This window comes from Methylobacterium sp. 391_Methyba4 (genome assembly GCF_029691625.1).
GTDB classification, from domain to species: domain Bacteria; phylum Pseudomonadota; class Alphaproteobacteria; order Rhizobiales; family Beijerinckiaceae; genus Methylobacterium; species Methylobacterium fujisawaense.
Genome location: NZ_CP121475.1, coordinates 5544810 through 5564060, shown reverse-complemented (window position 1 = coordinate 5564060; position 19251 = coordinate 5544810). Strand labels below are relative to the sequence as shown.

Sequence of the window (19251 nt, the reverse complement as noted above, 5' to 3'; positions counted from 1 at the left end):
CGCCCGGCTCCCATCGCATCCGGAGGACACGAGACCGCCATGACTGCTTCGGAACGACAGGGATCTGCCCATTGGGGGGTCGCGCCGAGCCCGCGCTACGAGGCCCTCGCGGGGCGATTTCGGCCGCTCTTTGCCCAAATCCGCGAGGGCGCCATCGAACGGGAACGGAACCGAGACCTTCCCTATCCGGCCTTCGCCGCGTTGCGGGACGCGAAATTCGGTGCCCTTCGGGTCCCCGAGGCCGAGGGGGGGTTCGGGGCGAGCCTGCCGGACCTGTTCGCGCTCCTCGCCGAGTTGGCCGAGGCCGATTCCAACCTGCCTCAGGCGTTGCGAAATCATTTCGGCTTCGCGGAGGACACCGTCGGCAGCCCGAAAGACGAGCGCCGCGCGCGGTGGATCCAGCGTCTGACGGCGGGCGACCTGTTCGGGGGAGCGTGGTCCGAGACCGGCCCGGCCAAAGTCGGCGTGTTCGAAACCCGCATCCATCGCAGCGGTGCGGGGTGGGGCGTGACGGGTCGGAAATTCTACACGACCGGCTCTCTCTTCGCGGACTGGATCGACGTGGTCGGCACCGGTCCTGATGGCGAAGAGACCTCCGCCATCGTCGCGGCGAAAGGACCGGGCCTCGAGATCGTCGACGATTGGGACGGCTTCGGCCAGCGGCTCACGGCCAGCGGTTCGACCGTCTTCGACGATGCCGACGTTCTAGGGGATCCGCTTCCGACCGCCTCGCGGTTCTCCTACGGGCCGGCCTTCTTCCAGGCCGTCCATCTCGCCACCCTCACCGGCATCGCCCGGGCCGCGGCCACGGAGGTGACGAGCGCCGTCCGGGACCGCAACCGGACCTATTCCCATGCGGCGGGGGCCCGGCCGCGTTCCGATCCGCAGGTGCTCCAGGTGGTCGGGCGGGTCCACGGCCTCGCCTATGCCGCCGGCGCCATCACCCTGCGGGCTGCGGAGGCCGTCCAGCGCGCCTACGACGCCCGCATCGGTGCTGTGCGGGAGGAGGAAGCCCATGCGATCAACGTGAGGGCGGAGATCGAGTTGGCGCAGGCCCAGAGCGTTCTCACCGGACTCGTCCTGGACGCAGGAACGATCCTGTTCGACGCCCTGGGCGCGTCGGCCACCCGGTCCGGTCTCGCGCTGGACCGACACTGGCGCAACGCCCGGACGATCGCGTCCCACAATCCGCGGATCTACAAGGACCGCATCGTCGGGGATTTCGCCGTGAACGGCACCGAGCCCCCGTTCCAGTGGAAGATCGGTCGATCGCCCGCTCTGTCCGGCGGCACGTAATGGGCGAGTACGATGCCCGCGGGCACGGCCAGGTCGGACAGGCGGCGCAGGCCGCGGTCGCCCGGCCGCCGCTGCAGTCCTGCAGCGGCGTCAGCCCCGACGAGGCGGCGCACGGCCGACCGGAGCGGAAGCGCTCCAGCGCCAATGCCTGCTTCGCAAAGCTCTGATGCGAAGCAAAGGTCTGACGCGGAAATCAGACCGGCTTGAACGCCGGCACAGCTGTCATCCGCAGGGCCTTACCCACCGATCGCCGGTGCAGCGAATGGGCCAGTGTCTCCGCCGATGCGCAAACGCGGCATCGTGCCCGTGCGATGGGCTTGGCCGCATGATCCGGTCCCGAGCGTGCGGACAGGGGCAGCTTCTCGCCGAGCCGCAAGCATGTCACTCCGCACGATGGACAGCGCGGTCGCGCGTGGGACGTAGGGCACGATGGAGCGCGTGGACTTCCTGGGGCTCCAAGCCTTTCTCAGCATCGCCAACTGGGGAAGCTTCAACCGAGCGGCGGCCAGTCTCAACCTGTCCCAGGCCGCCTTGAGCCATCGCCTCAAGAAGCTGGAGGACGAACTCGGGGTGAAGCTCGTCGCCCGCACGACGCGCCAGGTCACCTTGACCCCCGCCGGTGTCGACCTGCTGCCGAGCGCTCAGCGCATCGTCGAGGAGCTGTCCCAGATCTTCGGAAAGCTGCGCGCGCAGGGGCGCGAGAGCCAGGACCTCGTCCGCATCGGGTGCCTGCCAACCATCGCGAGTTCTCACCTGCCCCTCATCCTGCAGCGCTTCGGCCAGCGCGACCCAGGGGTGCTCGTACGCATTCTGGACCATTCGGCGACTGCCATCGTGGAGCGCGTGCGGGCGGGCGAGGCGGAGTTCGGCGTTACCATCATGTCCGCCCAGCACTACGACCTCGACATCGCTCCGATCCATCAGGAGCCCTTCGTGCTCGTCTGTCGTGCCGGTCATCGGTTCGCGGGGGAAAAAGCGGTTACATGGAGCGATCTGCGCGACGAGCGCTTGGTCAAGATCGGCGAGCAGACCGGCAACAACCTGCTCATCGCGGCCGGGCTCGGCGGGCGCTATGCCGAGATGGGCTGGACATACGAGGTTCACCGCGTCGCCACGGCGATCGGCCTCGTGCTCGGCGGCCTCGGCATCACCGTGGTCCCGCGCCTTGCCTTCCAGACGGCACCCGGCAGCGACCTCGTCGCCGTGCCGCTGCGAGGGCCCAGCATCTCGCGCACGATCGGCATCGTCACTCGCCGCGGCCACACGCTGTCGTCGCCGGCCGAACGTCTGGCGCGGATCTTCCGCGAGTATTTTCAGACGGTCTGAGCGGGGACGGCGGGCCGTGGGATCGCACCCATTTATCGATTTTATGCAATAAAAACTGCAATCATTTCATTTGTCTCATACATGGGCGTTTACTAGTCATCGATCCTGAAGACAGCGCGCAGGTCCTGCCTCGCCGCTGGAATGAGGGAGGACACCGACGGCCATGACGTCAGTTCCCAAGTCAGGTCTCGTGGTGACCGCCCACCCCGGCGATTTCGTCTGGCGAGCAGGCGGGGCCATCGCGCTCCACGCAGCGAAGGGCTACCGCCTCAAGATCGTTTGCCTCTCTTACGGTGAGCGCGGCGAGAGCCAGTGGGCCTGGAAGTCGGCCGGCGTGCGCCTCGACGATGTGAAGGCGCAGCGGCGTGCCGAGGCGGAGGAGGCCGCCGCGATCCTCGGCGCCGAAATCGAGTTCTTCGACGTCGGCGATTATCCCCTGCGCGTGGGCGAGGCCGAGCTCGACCGCTTGGTTGATGTCTACCGCGAGTTGAATCCGGCCTTCGTGCTGACGCACGCGCTGGAGGATCCCTACAACTTCGACCATCCAGTCGCCGCCCATCTCGCCCAGGAAGCGCGGGTCATCGCACAGGCCGCCGGCCATAAGCCGGACCACGAGCGCCGCTACAGCGCGCCGCCGGTCTTCCTGTTCGAGCCGCACCAGCCCGAGCAGTGCAACTTCAAGCCCCAGGTGATCCTCAACATCGATTCCGTCTGGGCGACGAAGCAGCGGGCCTTCCGGGTGCTCGCCGCCCAGCGCCACCTTTGGGACTATTACGAGCGCGTCGCCCTCAACCGCGGCGTCCAGGGCGGCCGGAACTCCGGCACGGCGATGACGTACGGCGAGGCCTACCAGCGGCTCTTCCCGATGGCGGCGGAGGTGCTGTCATGAGGAACGTCGTCGTCCGCAACATTCCGCGCCTCGCGCCCGAGGTGGCGCAGCGGCTCGCCGGGCATGGCGTCTCCACCGTGCACGAGGCCCAGGGACGCACGGGCCTGCTGAAGCCGTACATGCGTCCGATCTGGGAAGGTGCTGCCATCGCCGGCAGGGCCGTCACGGTGCTCGCCCAGCCCGGCGACAACTGGATGCTGCACGTCGCCATCGAGCAGTGCCGGCCGGGGGATGTCCTCGTCGTCGCCTGCACCACCGACAACACCGACGGCATGTTCGGCGATCTCCTCGCCACCTCGCTGAAGGCCCGCGGCGGGATCGGCCTCGTCATCGACGCGGGCTGCCGCGACGTGCGGACCCTCAAGCAGATGGGCTTCCCGGTCTGGTCGCGCGCGATCTCGGCCAGGGGCACCGTGAAGGCGACCCTCGGCAGCGTGAACGTCCCGGTGGTCTGCGCCGGCGCCCTGGTCCGGCCGGGCGATGCGATCGTGGCGGACGACGACGGCGTCGTGGTCGTGCCTTGCGCCGACGCGGCCGCGGTGGCGGAGAAGGCCGACGCCCGGACCGCCAACGAGGAGGCGAAGCGCGCCCGCCTCGCCGCGGGCGAACTCGGCCTCGACCTCTACCGGATGCGCGAGACCCTCGCGGCCGCCGGCCTGGAATACGTCGACGATCCGCAGGACTGACGCCCCCGTACCCGGGCGCCCGGCAGACCGCCCGAAAGAGGCGGCGCAGGGCACGATCCGTCGTGCCAGGAGGAAACGCACCATGATGAAGCTCGGCTGGTACCACGACCTCGACGATACGGAGCGGCGAACCTACTGGGCCTGCTTCGCGGGCTTCGGCCTCGATGCCATGGACACGACGATCTACGCGCTCGTCATTCCGGCCCTCATCGCAACGCTCGGCCTCACGCAGGCCGAGGCCGGCTACCTCGCCACTGCCTCCCTCGCGGGCGCCGCGGTCGGCGGCTGGGCCGCCGGCATCCTGGCCGACCGAATCGGCCGGGTCCGGATTCTCCAGCTCACCATCCTGATGGTAGCCGGCTTCACCTGCCTCGCCGCGTTCATGAGCGATTTCTGGTCGCTCGCCGCCGTCCGGTTCCTGCAGGGCGTCGGCTATGGCGGCGAGGCGGCCGTTGGCGGGGTGCTGATCAGTGAGGTCATCAGGCCAGGCCTTCGGGGCCGGGTCGCGGCCTCTGTCCAGAGCAGCTACGCGGTCGGCTACGCGATCTCGGTCAGCCTTCTGCCGGTCATCGCCGCGCTCTTCTCGGAGGAGATGGGCTGGAGGGTGTTCTTCGCCCTCGGCATCGTGCCGGCCGGCCTCGTCTTCTTCATCCGCCGGCTCGTGCCGGAATCCGGCATCTACATGCAGGCAAAGGCCGCGCAATCCGACGGCGCGGTGTCGCCGCCGGTCTGGACGATCTTCACGGGCCGGCATCTGCGCCGCACCTTCGCGGCAGCGGTGATGTCCACCGGCATCTTCGGGGGCGCCTACGTGATGATCACGTGGCTGCCGACCTATCTGCGGACGGCCCTCGGCCTCTCGATCAAGTCGAGCACCGGCTATCTCGCGATGAACATCCTGGGCTCCCTCGTCGGCCCGCTGCTCTACGGCTGGCTGTCGGACCGGATCGGCCGCCGTCCCGCCTTCATGACGTTCCTCGTCCTGCAATCGGGCAACGTCGCGATCCTCCTGCTCGCGCCGATCGGCCTCGGCACCACGATCGTGCTGAGCTTCTTCCTGGGCGCGTTCCAGGGCGCCCTGGCCGCCGGCATGCTGCCGACCTTCGCGGAGCTGTTCCCCACGTCGATCCGGGCGAGCGGCCAGGGCTTTTGCCTCGGTGGCGGACGCGGGTTCGGCTCGGTGGTGCCCGCCACGGTCGGCATCCTGGCGGCCAGCCTGCCGCTCGGCACCGCGATGGGCGCCTGCGCCCTCTGCGCCTACGGCGTCGCCTTCTGCGCGACCCTTCTTCTCCCGGAGACCGCCGGCGCGGATCTGCACGGTGACCCGGGCGCCCGGGACCCGCGCCCCGTTGCGCCCGGCCGGGCAGACGGTCACGCCGTGACGCCCCATCTCGCTCGAACCGACGCATGAGGGCCACGCTGCCCACGGCAGGGCTCAGGGAGCAGCACGGCATGGCCCAGGACACCGCGGCACGCGGAACGAGCCGGAGAAGGATTCTGCAGGCGGCGGGCGGCCTCCTCGCCACCGCCGCCGTGCCGGCCCGGGCGGCCCCGGCCGGGGCGGAGATCACCGGACGGCTCGCCCGCTACATGGTCGAGGCACGCGACAGGCCGCTTCCGCCGGATGTCGTGCTGGCCTGCAAGCACCGCATCCTCGACACGTTCGGCGCCATGATCTCCGGCGCTCGCATGCGGCCAGGCGAGATGGCGACGGCCTATGTCCGCAGCCTCGGCGGCATCGATCAGGCCACCGTCGTGGCCTCGGATCTGCGCACCACCGCGATCAACGCGGCCCTCGCCAACGCCATGTGCGCCCATGCCGACGAGACGGACGATTTCGAGCCTGTCACCAAAGCGCATCCCGGCTCGGCCACCGTGCCGGCGGCTCTCGCGATGGCTGAGAAGGAGGGCCGCTCGGGTCAGGACATGATCCGCGCCGTCGTTCTCGGCTACGATCTGTGCTGCCGTCTCCTCCTGGCGCTCGGGCCGGATCTCGTCCGGGGCTCCCACCGGAGCGCCGAGGGAACGAGTTCCACCTTCGGGGCCCTGGGCGCAGCGGCCGCGCTCGCCCGCCTCGACGAGCGGCGCACGCGCTTCGCGCTCTCCTATGCGGCCCAGCAGGTCTCCGGGCTCTGGAGCTGGGTCAAGGACGAGGACCATATCGAGAAGGCCTTCGACTTCGCCGGGATGGGCGCCCGCAACGGCGTCACCGCGGTCACGATGGTCCAGGCCGGCCTGACTGGCGTCGCCGACGTCCTCGACGGCACGCACAATCTGTTCATCGCGCTCTCGACCGACCCCAAGCCCGAAGCGATGCTGGATGGGCTCGGAAGCCGGTATTTCATCTCGGAAACCGCGATCAAGACCTTCTCGGTCGGGTATCCGATCCAGTCGCCCCTCGATGCAATCCTGACCTTGCGCGAGCGCCACGGCCTGCGCGCCGCAGATGTGCAGCGGATCGTCGTGCACCTGCCGACCGACGCGGTTGGCATCGTCGGGCACAGCGCCATGCCGGATGTGAACTGCCAGCATCTCGTCGCCCTGGCGCTTGTGAGAGGAGCCGTCTCCTTCACGGACAGCCATGATGCGAGCCTGATGCAGAATCCTTCGATTCGGTCCGCACGCGAGAAGGTGGAGGTGGTGGGCGATCCCGGCCTGATGACGCGGGAGGCCCCGCGCAGCGCGCGGGTCGAGGTGACCCTCACCGACGGGAGGAGGCTGGAACATTTCACGAAGTTTCCGCCCGGGACCAAGGAGAACCCCCTGAATACGGAGCGGGTGAACGCGAAGGTGCGCGACCTCATCACGCCGGTGCTCGGTGTGCCGCGCGCCGACGCGCTGATCACGCGTCTCAACGACCTTGAAAACCTCACCGACGTTCGAGGGCTGCGGAGTTTGATCGCTTCCTGATGGGGGACCTTGCCCCCTGTTTGCCCTCGTTCATAACCAGAGCCCGTTCCGGTTCTGGTCGTGCTCGGACCGGGTTGCAGATGCGTTCGGGGTTGAGCCCGCCGAAGCTCGTGTGAGGGCGGCAGGTGTTGCAGTCTGCCCGCCACACCTCGGCCATGGTCCGAGCCGCCGGCAGGCTCCGGAACAGCTGCTCGCTCAACCACGCGTCGCGCAAGCGGCCGTTAAGGGCCTCGACGAAGCCGCTCTGCTGCGTGCACTGGACGTCAGAAGGTTTTCTCCAGAGCCTCGCGCAGCGTGGCCACGTCGAGCCTCGCCTCGACCAGGAGCGTCTTGCGCTTACGGCTCTCCTCGTCGAGCGCCTTCAGCCGGCGCGCATCCGAGACCTCCGTGCCGCCCCAGCGCGAGCACCACGTGTAGAACGTCGCGTCGCCGATGCCGCGACGGCGGCAGACCTCAACAACCGGCAATCCGGCCTGCTGCTCCTTCAGGATCCGATGCTCTGCGCTTCGCTGAACCGGCTCTTCTTCATCGTCCGTCCCCTGATCGACGGACTCTCGCTTCAGAACGAGGGCAAGCCAGCGGCCAAAGGAGGAGTCGCATTTCGCGATCTCCCTGGCATCCACGCCCGCCCGCTACGGTCGGAGGTGTGGCGAGGCGAGCGTGGAAGGTCAGTGGGGGCTTAGGCCACCGACAAGCTCGGCAGTAGCAAGCGAGCTTTGCCGGATCATGTCCCGACCTCACGAACGCCGCTCGCGCATCCGGTGCAGGCGTCCGCCGTTACCGAGTGGTTCCACTGTTACCCACAGCGTTAACCCGGTGCGTTCGGGAATGTATTGAGACTTAGCTAGGTGATGGCGCGCCCGAAAGGATTCGAACCTCTGACCCCCAGATTCGTAGTCTGGTGCTCTATCCAGCTGAGCTACGGGCGCCTGACACGGCGGCGGGGTCTTGGCCCGCCGGTGTGAAGGGGCTTCTAGAGGCTCGGATCCGGCTTGGCAAGACACTTTGGACAACGACTTGCGCGGCCCATGCGTCCCACCTCGCTCCCCCGGACCTACGGAGTCCGCGCGCTCGCCCGCACGCGCTCCTCGGCGGCCCGGATCGCCTCGGGCGTTCCGACATGCAGCCACTGGCCGTCGAGCCGCATCCCGAAAAGCCGCCCCGCCGCGATCGCCCGGTCGAACAGCAGGTTGAGGGAGAAGGCGCCCGTCGGCGTGTCCGCGAACAGGCTCGGCGTGAGGATCGCCACGCCCGCGTAGATGAAGGGCGCCACCTCACGCTCGCCGCGCCGCTCCAGGCGCCCGTCCGGGTCCATCACGAAGTCACCGGCCCCTTCGTAGCCGAGGCTGGTGGCGGTGGGGGCCACCAGCAACAGGCCATCCATGCGGTCCCCATCCCAGCTCTCGATCAACCGGCGCAGGTTGGAGGCCGGCCCCTCGAGCCAGAACGAATCCGAGTTCAGCACCACGAACGGCCCCGCGCCCAGGAGCGGCAAGGCCTTGCGGATGCCACCGCCCGTCTCCAGCAACGCTCCACGCTCGTCGGACACGAGCGTGGCCGGCCCCTCGGTCCGGCCCGCAAGATGCCCCTCGATCAGGTCGGCGAGATAGTGGACGTTGACGACCGCGGTCCCGATTCCGGCCTCGGCGACCCGGTCCAGGGCGTGATCGAGCAGAGCCTTGCCGGCGACCTCCACCAGGGGCTTCGGCACCGTGGCGGTCACCGGCCGCATGCGCTTGCCCAGGCCCGCGGCCAGGACGAAGGCGCGGCTGACGGCGGGGGCGGGCTCGCTCATGCGGTCGGGAATCCGATGGTCAGGGTTCGGGAGCCGGAGCGACGAGGCCCGGCAGATGATCCGCGTGCCACGCCCGCAGTCCGGCGAGCGCCGGATGGGCGAGGTTGCGGGCGAGATAACCCTCGATCCGCGGCAGATGGGCGAGATAACCGGGCTTGCCGTCGCGCCGGTCCAGGCGCGCGAAGATGCCGAGGATCTTTGTGGCCCGCTGGGCCGCAAGCAGCGCGTAGGCGGTGGCGAAGGCCCCGACATCGAAGGCCGGGTCCCGGCCGCGGCGCTCGCGGGCGTAGAGGCCGAGCAGCCGCAGCTCGAACTCGGCGCTGGAATCGACCCGGGCATCCTGCAGCAGCGACGCGACGTCGTAGGCCGGGTGGCCCATCACGGCGTCCTGGAAGTCGATCAGCCCGACCCGCTCCAGCCCGTCGCGCTCGGGCAGCCAGATCAGGTTCGGGGAGTGATAGTCGCGCAGGGTCCAGGTCGGCCGGTCCGGGATCGCGCCCTGAAGCGCCTCCCGCCACAGGTCGACGAACGCCGCCCGCGCTTCCGCCGTCAGGCGGACGTTCCGGATCGCCGGCGCGTACCATTCGGGCATCAGTTCCGCCTCGAACAGCAGCGCCTCCATGTCATAGGGCGGCAGCACGTGCTCGATCCCGTCCTCCACCGGCAGGGCCGAGGGGAGCGGGTTGGCGTGGAGCTTGGCGAGCACGCGCACGGCCTCGGCGTAGCGCTCGGGCCGCGGGGCGCCCCCCTCGATCACCGGCTCGCTGCCGAGATCCTCGAGGATCAGCAGGCCCTCGGCGAGGTCCTCGCCGTAGATTTTGGGCGCCGAGAGGCCGAGCGCCCGCAGGCCGCGGTCCAGGGCCACGAAGGCGTGGACGCTCTCGGCGAGGTGCACGATCGCGCTGTAGGGCTTGCCGTCCCGCACCGGGGGCCCGTCCGGCCGAGGCGGCGCGATCATCAGCACGGCGCGGGTGCCGTCGGGCTTGGTCAGACGCTCGTAGGCGCGGGAGGAGGCGTCCCCCTGCATCAGCGTCCGCTCGGCGATGTCCCACCCGCTGCGGTCGAGGAGGCGGCGCACCGCCCGGGCCCGATCGAGGCGGGCGCGCATGCCGCCGGTGCCGTCGATCCGGGCGAGCCGCGCCTCGGGGCCGAACTCCGCCCGCAGGGACAGGTCGACGGTCAGCACCGGACCGTCGCGGGGCGGCATCCGGTCCGGCCACTCGACCAGGGTGATCGCGCCCTCGGCCATCTCGTCGAAGCCGAGTTCCACCAATTCGTCGGGGTCGCGCAGCCGGTAGAGGTCGGCATGGATGATCGGCCGACCATCCCGGGCCGCATAGGGCTGGATCAGCGTGAAGGTCGGGCTCGGAACCTCCAGCTGCGCGTCGCCGGCGAGTTCGCGGATCACCGCGCGGGCGAGCGTGGTCTTGCCGCCGCCGAGGCCACCCGACAGGGCGACGACGTCGCCGGGGAGCAGAAACTCGGAGAGGAACAGGCCGAGATCCTCCGTGGCCGTCTCGTCCGGCAGCACGAATTCCCAGGGCACCGGCCGCGCGGATGCGCCTGCCGCCCCATCGGCCATCTGCCCGTCCCGCTCGTCTCCGCCCAAAGCCCGCCTCCGAGACCCGAAGACGCATGGTCCGAAAACACGCACCGGATGCAAGCGTTTCCGCCCGGAGCCGCGCGCTTCCCGCCGGCCCGGTGCATCGAAACCACGCTCGCGGAGGCGGCAAACGTCGCCGCCGAGGCCCGGACTCCCTCAGATCTGGGCGCCGTGGCCCCCCTGCCGCCCGGAATCGGCCAATTCGGCCGGCCCGCACCGCCAGCGCAGGGCATCCCAGGCAGCCGCCGCCGCAAAGGCATCGGCCTGCGGCATCGGACGACCGAAATGGTAGCCCTGGCCCAGGGCGCAGCCCATCGCCGCCAGGGCCTCCGCCTCGGCGCGGCCCTCGATGCCCTCCGCGACCGCCGCGACCCCGATCTCCTCGGCGAGCCGCAGGATGGTCTGGACGATCCGGCGATCGCGCGGCTCCGCCAGCATCGCCCGGACGAAGGCCCGGTCGACCTTCAGCGTGGTGATCGGCAGGGCGCTGAGATGACTGAGCGAGGAATAGCCCGTGCCGAAATCGTCCACCGCGATGCCGAGGCCGGCCGCGCGGCAGCGCGCGAGGGCGGCGGCGGCGCCGGCCGGATCCTGCATCAGCGTGCTCTCGGTGATCTCGAGCTTGAGGGCCCCGGGGGCGATACCGGTCCGGCGCAGCATCGCGTCGATCAGGCCCGGAATGTCCGACCGGGCGAGGTCCTGGGCGGTGACGTTGAAGCTGACGAACAGGGAGGTTTCGACGGAGGCGGGGGCCTGCAGGCCGGCCTGCAGGATCGGGGGCACGATCCGGCCGATCTCGCCGATCACCCAGGCGGTGATGGCGACGATCAGGCCGCTCGCTTCGGCGGCCGGGATGAAGGCCGCGGGCGGCACGAGCCCGCGCTCGGGATCGTGCCAGCGGATCAGGGCCTCGAAGCCGGCGAGCCGCCCGGTGGCGAGCCGCACGATCGGCTGCAGGAACAGCGCGAACTCGTCCTGGGCCAGGGCCCGCCGCAAGGCGCGCTCCTGCGCGAGGGCGGCGACAGTCGCGTCGAAATCGGCTCGGGCGGCCGGCGACAGCGCCGCCGGCCGGCTCCCCGCCACCGCCGGTCCGAGGCGCGGCAGGGTCTCCCGGAACCGGGCGATGAGCCCCTCGAGGCAGAGGCGCAGGATCGGATCGGCGCCGGCGAGCCGCTGGCGGATCTGCGCCGCCCCCACGGGCACGAGCACGCAGTCCTCCTCGGCGCGGACGCCGGCGGAGCGCGGGAGGGCGTCGAGGATGGCCATCTCGCCGAAGAGCTCGCCGGCCCCCCGCCGGCCGAGCACCGACTCGCCGCCGTCGCGCCGCTGGAAGATCGCGATGCGCCCGCTCAGGATCAGGTAGGCAGAGTGCCCGATCGCCCCCTCCTCGAACAGGACGGCGCCGGCCGGGAGGGTGACGGGCTCGGAGAGATCCTGCATCGGCCGGGGCGCTGCGACGTCGACGGGGAAGGCCGGAGCGAGCCCTGGCACAGCGATCTTAAGATCGGATCAAGGACCTGCCGGATCAGCCGCGCGGGATCCCGTGGGCCTTGATCCGCGAGGCGAGCGTCGTCGGGCGCAGGCCGAGCAGCTCGGCCGCGCCGCCCGGCCCGGAGACCCGGCCGCCCGCCAGGGACAGGGCGGCGACGATCTCGGCGCGATCCCGGGCGCGGCGCTCGGCCTCCGTGGCCGGCCGGCCGCCGGGCGCCGCGGCCGGTGCGGCCGGGTCCGTGGGCCCGGTCGCCTCGCCGTCGGGCAGATCGAGGCGGAGCCGGCCCCCGGCGGAGAGGATCACCGCCCGCTCGATCACGTTCTCCAGCTCGCGGACGTTGCCGGGCCAGGGATAGCGGCAGAGGCGGCGGACATCGCCCTCCGAGAGCCGCGGCTCCGGGACGGTGAGGCGGCGCGCGGCGACCCGGAGCAGGTGCAGGGCGATCGGCGGGATGTCCTCGGGCCGCTCGCGCAGGGGCCGCGCCTGGATCGGGAAGACGTTGAGGCGGAAGTAGAGATCCTCCCGGAAGCGGCCCGCCCGGACCTCGGCGCGCAGGTCCCGATTGGTGGCCGCGACCACGCGCACGTCCACCGCGCGGGTGCGGGCCTCGCCGACCCGCTCGAAGGAGCGCTCCTGCAGGACGCGGAGCAGCTTGCCCTGGAGGTCGAGGGGGATCTCGCCGACCTCGTCGAGGAACAGCGTGCCGCCATCGGCGAGTTCGAACCGCCCGATCCGGTCGCGCAGCGCCCCGGTGAAGCTACCCCTGACATGGCCGAAGAACTCGCTCTCGAACAGCTCGCGGGGGATCGCCGCGCAGTTCACCCGGATCATCGGGCGCGCGCTGCGGCGGCTCGCCTCGTGGATCGCCCGGGCGATGAGTTCCTTGCCGGTGCCGGATTCGCCGGTGATCAGCACCGTGGCGTCGGTTCCGGCCACGAGGTCGACTTGGCGCAGCGTGGCCGCGATGGCGGGGGAGCGGCCGATGATGCCCTGGTGCTGGCGCTCGGCCCGGATTTCCTCCTTGAGATAGGCGTTCTCCAACTCGAGGCGCTCCCGAAGGGAGTCGACCTCGGCGAGCGCGCTCGTCAGCCGGGCCTCGGCCTCCCGGCGCTGGCTGATGTCGCGGAACACGATGACGGCGCCGAGCAGGCGCCCCCGGTCGCGGATCGGCGTCGAGGTGTACTCGACCGGGAAGGACGTCCCGTCGGCGCGCCAGAAGACCTCGTGATCGACCTGATGCACGATCCCGTCGCGGAACGCCGCGTAGATCGGGCAGTCGCGATGGGGGTAGTGGCTGCCGTCGGCGCGGGTGTGGTGCACGGCGGCATGCATGTCCCGGCCGACGAGGTCGGCGGCCTCGCAGCCGAGCATGCGCGCGGCGGCCGGATTGACGAAGGTGGTCACGCCCTCCGCGTTGACACCGTAGATCCCCTCCCCGGCCGCGCGCAGGATCAGCTGGTTGCCCCGCTCGATGTCGCGGAAGATCCGCTCCATCCGCTGCCACTCGGAGAGGCCCGCGCGCATATGGGCCTCGGCCTCGCCGTCGACCTGACGGCGGTGGAGGGCGTCCGGATCCGCGAGCGCCACGACGAGGCGCATCTGTTCGCCCGGAAGCGGGAAGGCCACGGTCTCGACCCGCAGGTCGCGGCCCGCCGCGTCGCGGGGCGCCAGGGTCCGCGTCCACCAATGCCCTTTCGCCAGGACGGCCTGGGTGAACGCCGTGAGGGCCGCGAGCTGGCCCGGAAACAGCGCGCTGGCCCGGGCCCGCCGCAGCGCCGGACGCCCGTGACCGAGCAGACGCGCCGCCGCCGCGTTGGCGTCGGCGATCCGGTCCTCCTCGGGCAGGAGCACCAGCAGGGGATCCGGGCTCGCCTCGAAGACTGCTCCGAACGCGCCCATCTCGCCGGTGTCACGATATGTCGTCATGGTCTGACGATATCTCGTTTCCAACGAGATGTCGTGATTCTCGCACTGGCCGGCCAACCTCCTGCCGGCGCTGGCGATTCCGGAATTTCCGCGGCTGGCATACCGCTTGCGCCGTGGAGGGGGTCCGCCCGTCGGCCGGCGCCGCTCCCGATAGCGGCCAGGCCGATGATCGGCGGATGTCCGCGTCCGGTCGCGACCGTATCCCCTCACCGGTCGCGATCCGGACGCGCACCCCGCATCGGGGTGGGTGGGGCCGCGGACGACGCGGCCTCACCGAACCCATCGCAGATTGAAACCCAGGAGCCGACCATGAAGCGCGAGGACCTCACCGAGAAGCTTCTCGACATCAAGCGCGAGAAGGGCTGGACCTGGAAGCACATCCACGAGGCGATCGGCGGCCTGTCGCCGTTCCTGATCACCGCCGCGTGCCTCGGCCAGATGAAGCTGCCGAAGGCCCAGGCCAAGCGGGCGGCCGAACTCTTCGGCCTCACCGAGGCGGAGGAGCGGATGCTCAACGAGCCGCCCTACCGCGGCTCGATCCCGTCGCTGCCGCCCACCGACCCGCTGATCTACCGGTTCTACGAGCTGGTGATGGTCTACGGCACGACCTTCAAGGAGCTGATCCAGGAGGAGTTCGGCGACGGCATCATGTCGGCGATCGACTTCAACATGGACATGGCCCGCGAGGCCAACAACAAGGGCGACCGGGTGAAGCTCACCATGTCGGGCAAGTTCCTGCCGTACAAGTATTACGGCAACGACGACGACACGCCGGAATACGGCTTCAAGGAGGGCTGAGGACATTCGTGCGGTCCGCACGGCGCAGCGGTGTCCGGGCGTGGCGGTTCCGAACCGACGCCCGCCGCTCCTCTCCCCCTGCGGACCACCGGATCCACACCGCTCGGTCTGACACCCCGTTCCGACAGGGCAGCGCGCATCCCCTCCCCCTGCCGGGAGGGGTCACGGGTGGGGCGGTGCAGAAGGCACCGCACCGCCTGATCCTGCGCCCCCACCTCCAACTCCACCCCGCAAGGGGGCGGAGCGCGGCTCCGGCAAGCGATGGCGTGGATCTCGTCGCCCCGGAGGCCGCAGGGCGCGCGCGGCGTCCGTCAGGGCCTGAACCTGATCGATCCCGTCAATCCGCCGGACGCCTCCGATCCGCGACGATCCCGACTGCGCTGTCGCGCCCTGGCGTGCGCCGCATTCCGTTCGGATTGTCTCCGTCGATCAAGCAGCGCACGAAAAATCCGCAAGACTGCGAGGGTCGGTCCTGACGGCAACGACCAAGCGAGGGAGAGGGCGATGTCGCATCTGAAGTTGGCGGGGTTTTCCGTCGCCGCAGCCCTCGCGCTCGGCCTGGGAAGCGGTGCGATGGCAGCGCCCTTCGGCACATCTCGGCCTGCGGTCGAGGCGGCCGGCGTCGCAGACGGGTTGATCCTCAAGGCGCAGACCCTCGGCATGGAGCGTCGGCACGATCGCAGGATGGATCGACACGAGCGACGCATGGACCGGCAGGTCAACCGGCAGGACCGGAGGATGGACCGGCACGAGCGACGGATGGAGCGGCGCTACTGATCGGATAGGCACCGCACGACGCCACCACGCCGGCCCGAGGCTGTTCCTGCCGTAGACGTATCACGGCAACGCCGACGACACGCCGGAATGCGGGTTCAAGGAGGGGTGAGCCGTTTCCCCTCCTCCTTATGGGGTGGGGCTCGGGAAGGTGCAGGATCGAGCGTCCCGGCGCCGCCTGCACCCCCACCTCCAAGGCCTCCCCACGCGAGGGAGGCGAGAGCCGCGCGTCCGGCGCTCAGGCCGCCGCCGGTCGCCCCTCCGGCTCCAGGTAATCCTGCACCGGCCGGGCCGGACCGCCGCGCATCAGCACGTAGAGGAACGGCACCAGCAGCAGGGTCGCGGGCGTCGCGAAGGCGATGCCGCCCATGACGGCGCGGGCCAGCGCCGCGTTCTGCTCGCCGCCCTCGCCGGTGCCCAGCGCCATCGGGATCAGGCCCAAAAACATCGCCGAGGCGGTCATCAGCACCGGCCGGAGCCGGGTCTCGCCCGCGGTGATCGCCGCCTCCAGGGCGCTGCAGCCCGTCGCCTCCCGGTGCTCCTTGGCGAAGGTGACGAGCAGGATCGAGTTCGCCGAGGCGATGCCCACCGACATGATCGCCCCGAAGATCGACGGGATCGAGAAGGTCGTGCCGGTGACGAACAGCGCGAAGGTGATGCCGCAGAACGCCATCGGCAGGGCCGCGATCACCACGAACGGGTCGCCCCAGCTCTGATAGTTCACCGCCATCAAGAGGTAGACGGCGATCAGCGCGATGCCGAGGCCGATCTCCAGGCGGAAGAAGGCCGAGCGCATGTTCTCGATCTGGCCGCGCACCACGATCTTGTCCGGCGCCTCCAGGTTTTTCTGCTCGTCCTGGACGATGGCGTCGATCGCGCGGGCCACCGTGCCGAGGTCCCGGTCCTGCACCGAGGCGAAGATGTCGAAGGTCGGCTGGATGTTGACGTGGCTGATCATGGTCTGCGTCGGCGTCCGACGGATGTCGGCGAGGCTCGAGAGCAGGGTGAGCACGCCGGGGCCCGAGCCGGAGGTGGCGGCCGCCCGCACGAATATCGGCGTGTTGCGCAGGTCGGTGAGTGAGCTGTTGCGGTATTCGGGCGTCTGCACCCAGAGCTGGTAGGGGATGCCGGTCTTCGGGTCGGGCCAGAAGTTCGGCGTGACCTGGTAGCTGCCCGACAGCGAGATGTTCATGTTCTGCGCCACCTGCTGCTCGGTGAGGCCGAGTTCGGAGGCGAGGCGCCGGTCGACGTCGACGTAGAATTGCGGCGCGTTGACGATCTGTTGCAGGTGGACGTCGACGAGGCCCTTCGTGTGCTTCAGCCGCTGGACGATGCGCTGGGCGACCTCCAGATCCTTCTCCTTGTGCCGGCCTGAGACCTGCACGTCGATCGGCGTGAGGACGCCGAAATTCAGGATCTGGGTGATCATGTCGGCGGGCTGGAAATAGACGGTCACGTCGGGGAAGCGCTTCATCAGCACGTCGCGCAGGCGCTTCATGTAGCCGGCCACCGGGCCGTGCCCCTCCTTCAGGCTGATGAGCATCTGCCCGTCATTGTAGGAGACGAACGAGCCGTCCGAGAACGCGAAGTTGTAGTTGTTCGACGGCAGGCCGAGATTCTGCAGGATCTGATCGATCTCATCCGCCGGGATCACCTCGCGGACGGTACCCTCGACCTCGGCGAAGACCTGCCGGGCGGTCTCGATGCGCATGCCGGTGCGGGTGCGCAGATGCAGGGTCATCTGGCTCGCCTCGATCTGCGGGAAGTAATCCTGGCCCACGAAGGCGAACAGCACGCCGGTCAGCCCGAGCACGCCGCCGACGACGCCGACGGTGACGATCCGGTGGCGCAGCACCGCGTGGAGCAGGCCGACATAGCCCCGGTGGAACCGCGCGAAGCCGCGCTCGAAGTGGCCATGGATCCAGCCGGCGAGCCGCATCACGGGGGCGCCGACGAGACCGGCGGCCCGGGCGATCCGGCCCCGGCGGGGGGCCTCGTGCTCCGCCCGGTCCTTGGCGTGCTTCTGCCGGTATTCCGGCGCCACGATCACGTCGATCAGCAGCGGCACCAGGGTGCGCGAGAGCAGGTAGGAGGTCAGCATCGCGAACACGACCGCGAGCGCCTGCGGGGTGAACAGGTATTTCGGCGTGTCGGTCAGCGCGAACACCGCCGTGAAGGCCGCGCAGATCGCGAGCGTCGAGATCAGCGCCGGCTTGGCGATGCCGGCGGCGCCGTGGACCACGCTCTCGCGGAACTCCTCGCCCTCTTCGAACAGCCGGTAGGTGTTCTCGATCGCCACCGTGGCGTCGTCCACCAGGATGCCCACCGCCAGGGCGAGGCCGCCCAGCGTCATCACGTTGATGGTCTCGCCGAGCGCCGCCAGCACCGCGAGCGAGGTCATCACGCAGAGCGGGATCGAGATCAGCACGATGATGGTCGAGCGCCAGGAGCCGAGGAACAGCAGGATCGCCAGCCCCGTCAGGGCCGCGGCGGTCAGCGCCTCGTGCAGCACGCCCTCGATGGCGTTCGACACGAAGACCGACTGGTCGAACAGCGGCTTGATCGACAGGCCGTCGGGGGCGGCGGCGCGGATCGTCGGCATCGCCGCCTTGACGTTGTTGACGACGTTCAGCGTCGAGGCGTTGCCGTTCTTGATGATCTGCATCAGCACGGCCTGCTGGCCGTCGGCGCTGACCACGTTGACCTGCGGCGGGCCGCCGTCGCGGACATAGGCGACGTCGCGCATCAGCACGGGCTGGCCGGCCACAACCTTGATCGGCGCGAGGTTCAGGGTCTCGATCGAGGGCGGGGTGCCGTTGAGCTGGACCGGGTATTGCTGCTCGCCAATCTTGGCGAGGCCGGACGGCACCGTCAGGTTCTGGGCCGTCATGGCGTTGGTGACGTCGAGCGGCGTCAGGCCGAGCGCCTGGAGGGCATTGAGGTCGAGATCGACCATGATCTGCCGGGGCGCACCGCCGAACGGCGACGGCAGGGTCGAGCCCGGGACCTGCGCGAGGGTCTGGCGGATCCGGTACTGGGCGTAGTCGTAGACCTCGTTGAGGCTCTGCTTGGCCGAGGTCAGGGCGAGCTGGATCACCGGCACCGAGGAGGCGGAGTAGCGCACGATCACCGGCGGCTGCGTGCCGGTGGGCATCACGGCGCGGATCGAGTTGGTGGAGGAGACCACCTGAGCGATGGCGAGATCCAGGCTGACGGACGGGTCGAAGTAGATCCGCTGAACCGCCGTGCCCTGGAGCGTCGTCGACTCCATCCGTCGGATGCTGTTGACGTTATTGGAGATCCCGTATTCGGCGTAGGTCGTGATGCGCTGTTCCATCTCCGGCGCCGACAAGCCGGTATAGGTCCAGACCACCACGACGACCGGGATGTCGACGACCGGCAGCACGTCCTTGGGCGTGACAAGGATCGCGCCGACGCCGCCGAGCATCATCAGCACGGCGAGCACGTAGGTCGTGATCCGGAACTTGAGGGCGTAGAGGACGAGGCCCATGCGGTCTCCGCCGGCCGGCCGCGGGCCGGCAATTCCGCGCTGTGTACCGGCTCACCGGCTAGACCCGGATTGTTTCGCGATCACGTCCGGTCAAGCAAGGGCCGGACCGCATCGCCGCAGGGTTGCGGTCGCCCCCCCCTCTCATGCCCCGCATCCCGCTGCGCCGTCATCCTGCGGTGCCCGCGTCGCGGGACTCGAAGGCGGGCGCCAGGGATCGCGGCGCCGACTGGCGGTCTGCTTCGAGG

General features: G+C 70.1%; 15 protein-coding genes, 1 tRNA gene and 1 pseudogene. 9 read left to right on the top strand and 8 right to left on the bottom strand.

Annotated elements, in window-relative coordinates; all coding sequences use genetic code 11:
* Window positions 1-39 precede the first annotated feature (39 nt).
* From P9K36_RS26175 to P9K36_RS26145, 7 genes are all read left to right on the top strand, one after another.
* Window positions 40-1296, top strand: coding sequence for an acyl-CoA dehydrogenase family protein (locus P9K36_RS26175; protein ID WP_043759773.1), 1257 nt, complete (start codon window positions 40-42; stop codon window positions 1294-1296).
* Window positions 1296-1463: a hypothetical protein gene (locus P9K36_RS26170; RefSeq protein WP_158498470.1), complete on the top strand. Its 168-nt coding sequence runs from the start codon at window positions 1296-1298 to the stop codon at window positions 1461-1463. The genes P9K36_RS26175 and P9K36_RS26170 overlap by 1 nt, the downstream gene beginning before the upstream one ends.
* A 262-nt stretch (window positions 1464-1725) precedes the next feature.
* Complete coding sequence (locus tag P9K36_RS26165) at window positions 1726-2622, top strand: LysR family transcriptional regulator (protein WP_043379259.1); 897 nt, start codon at window positions 1726-1728, stop codon at window positions 2620-2622.
* 163 nt (window positions 2623-2785) lie between these two features.
* Window positions 2786-3511 (top strand): PIG-L deacetylase family protein, encoded by a 726-nt coding sequence (locus P9K36_RS26160; RefSeq protein ID WP_043759770.1) that lies wholly within the window; start codon window positions 2786-2788, stop codon window positions 3509-3511.
* The gene (locus P9K36_RS26155) at window positions 3508-4197 is read left to right on the top strand and encodes a 4-carboxy-4-hydroxy-2-oxoadipate aldolase/oxaloacetate decarboxylase (protein WP_043379263.1); all 690 of its coding nucleotides are present in this window, start codon (window positions 3508-3510) and stop codon (window positions 4195-4197) included. The genes P9K36_RS26160 and P9K36_RS26155 overlap by 4 nt, the downstream gene beginning before the upstream one ends.
* 82 nt (window positions 4198-4279) lie before the next feature.
* On the top strand, window positions 4280-5608 hold the full coding sequence (locus tag P9K36_RS26150; protein WP_236961874.1) for an MFS transporter: 1329 nt from the start codon (window positions 4280-4282) through the stop codon (window positions 5606-5608).
* Window positions 5609-5649: 41 nt separating this feature from the next.
* Complete coding sequence (locus P9K36_RS26145; protein ID WP_111473524.1) at window positions 5650-7107, top strand: MmgE/PrpD family protein; 1458 nt, start codon at window positions 5650-5652, stop codon at window positions 7105-7107.
* On the opposite strand, the gene P9K36_RS26140 is transcribed toward P9K36_RS26145, so the two are convergent.
* From P9K36_RS26140 to P9K36_RS26110, 7 genes and pseudogenes are all read right to left on the bottom strand, one after another.
* Window positions 7067-7306: an integrase core domain-containing protein gene (locus P9K36_RS26140; RefSeq protein ID WP_278306222.1), complete on the bottom strand. Its 240-nt coding sequence runs from the start codon at window positions 7304-7306 to the stop codon at window positions 7067-7069. The two genes, P9K36_RS26145 and P9K36_RS26140, sit on opposite strands and share 41 nt — an antisense overlap.
* Before the next feature lie 73 nt (window positions 7307-7379).
* A pseudogene (locus P9K36_RS26135) lies at window positions 7380-7636 on the bottom strand (transposase); the annotation flags it as partial.
* Window positions 7637-7959: 323 nt separating this feature from the next.
* Window positions 7960-8036, bottom strand: a tRNA-Arg gene (locus tag P9K36_RS26130).
* A gap of 125 nt (window positions 8037-8161) precedes the next feature.
* Entirely contained in the window at window positions 8162-8902 is a 741-nt protein-coding gene (locus P9K36_RS26125) for a nucleotidyltransferase family protein (protein ID WP_043379300.1), read from the bottom strand.
* Window positions 8903-8921: 19 nt separating this feature from the next.
* Window positions 8922-10484, bottom strand: a complete 1563-nt coding sequence (gene tsaE, locus P9K36_RS26120) for a tRNA (adenosine(37)-N6)-threonylcarbamoyltransferase complex ATPase subunit type 1 TsaE (RefSeq protein WP_236961877.1) — start codon at window positions 10482-10484, stop codon at window positions 8922-8924.
* Between the two features lie 177 nt (window positions 10485-10661).
* Window positions 10662-11945, bottom strand: coding sequence for an EAL domain-containing protein (locus tag P9K36_RS26115; protein WP_278306221.1), 1284 nt, complete (start codon window positions 11943-11945; stop codon window positions 10662-10664).
* Between the two features lie 85 nt (window positions 11946-12030).
* A complete protein-coding gene (locus P9K36_RS26110) occupies window positions 12031-13896 on the bottom strand; it encodes a sigma 54-interacting transcriptional regulator (RefSeq protein WP_052083925.1) in 1866 nt (621 codons plus the stop codon).
* A gap of 336 nt (window positions 13897-14232) precedes the next feature.
* On the opposite strand from P9K36_RS26110, the gene cynS reads away from it, so the two are divergent.
* Both cynS and P9K36_RS26100 read left to right on the top strand, forming a co-directional pair.
* The gene (cynS, locus tag P9K36_RS26105; protein ID WP_051044981.1) at window positions 14233-14721 is read left to right on the top strand and encodes a cyanase; all 489 of its coding nucleotides are present in this window, start codon (window positions 14233-14235) and stop codon (window positions 14719-14721) included.
* A gap of 504 nt (window positions 14722-15225) precedes the next feature.
* Window positions 15226-15498, top strand: a complete 273-nt coding sequence (locus P9K36_RS26100; protein ID WP_043354893.1) for a hypothetical protein — start codon at window positions 15226-15228, stop codon at window positions 15496-15498.
* A 235-nt stretch (window positions 15499-15733) separates the two neighbouring features.
* Here P9K36_RS26100 and P9K36_RS26095 read toward each other — a convergent pair whose 3' ends face one another.
* Window positions 15734-19006: an efflux RND transporter permease subunit gene (locus P9K36_RS26095; RefSeq protein ID WP_043379305.1), complete on the bottom strand. Its 3273-nt coding sequence runs from the start codon at window positions 19004-19006 to the stop codon at window positions 15734-15736.
* Window positions 19007-19251: the final 245 nt, after the last annotated feature.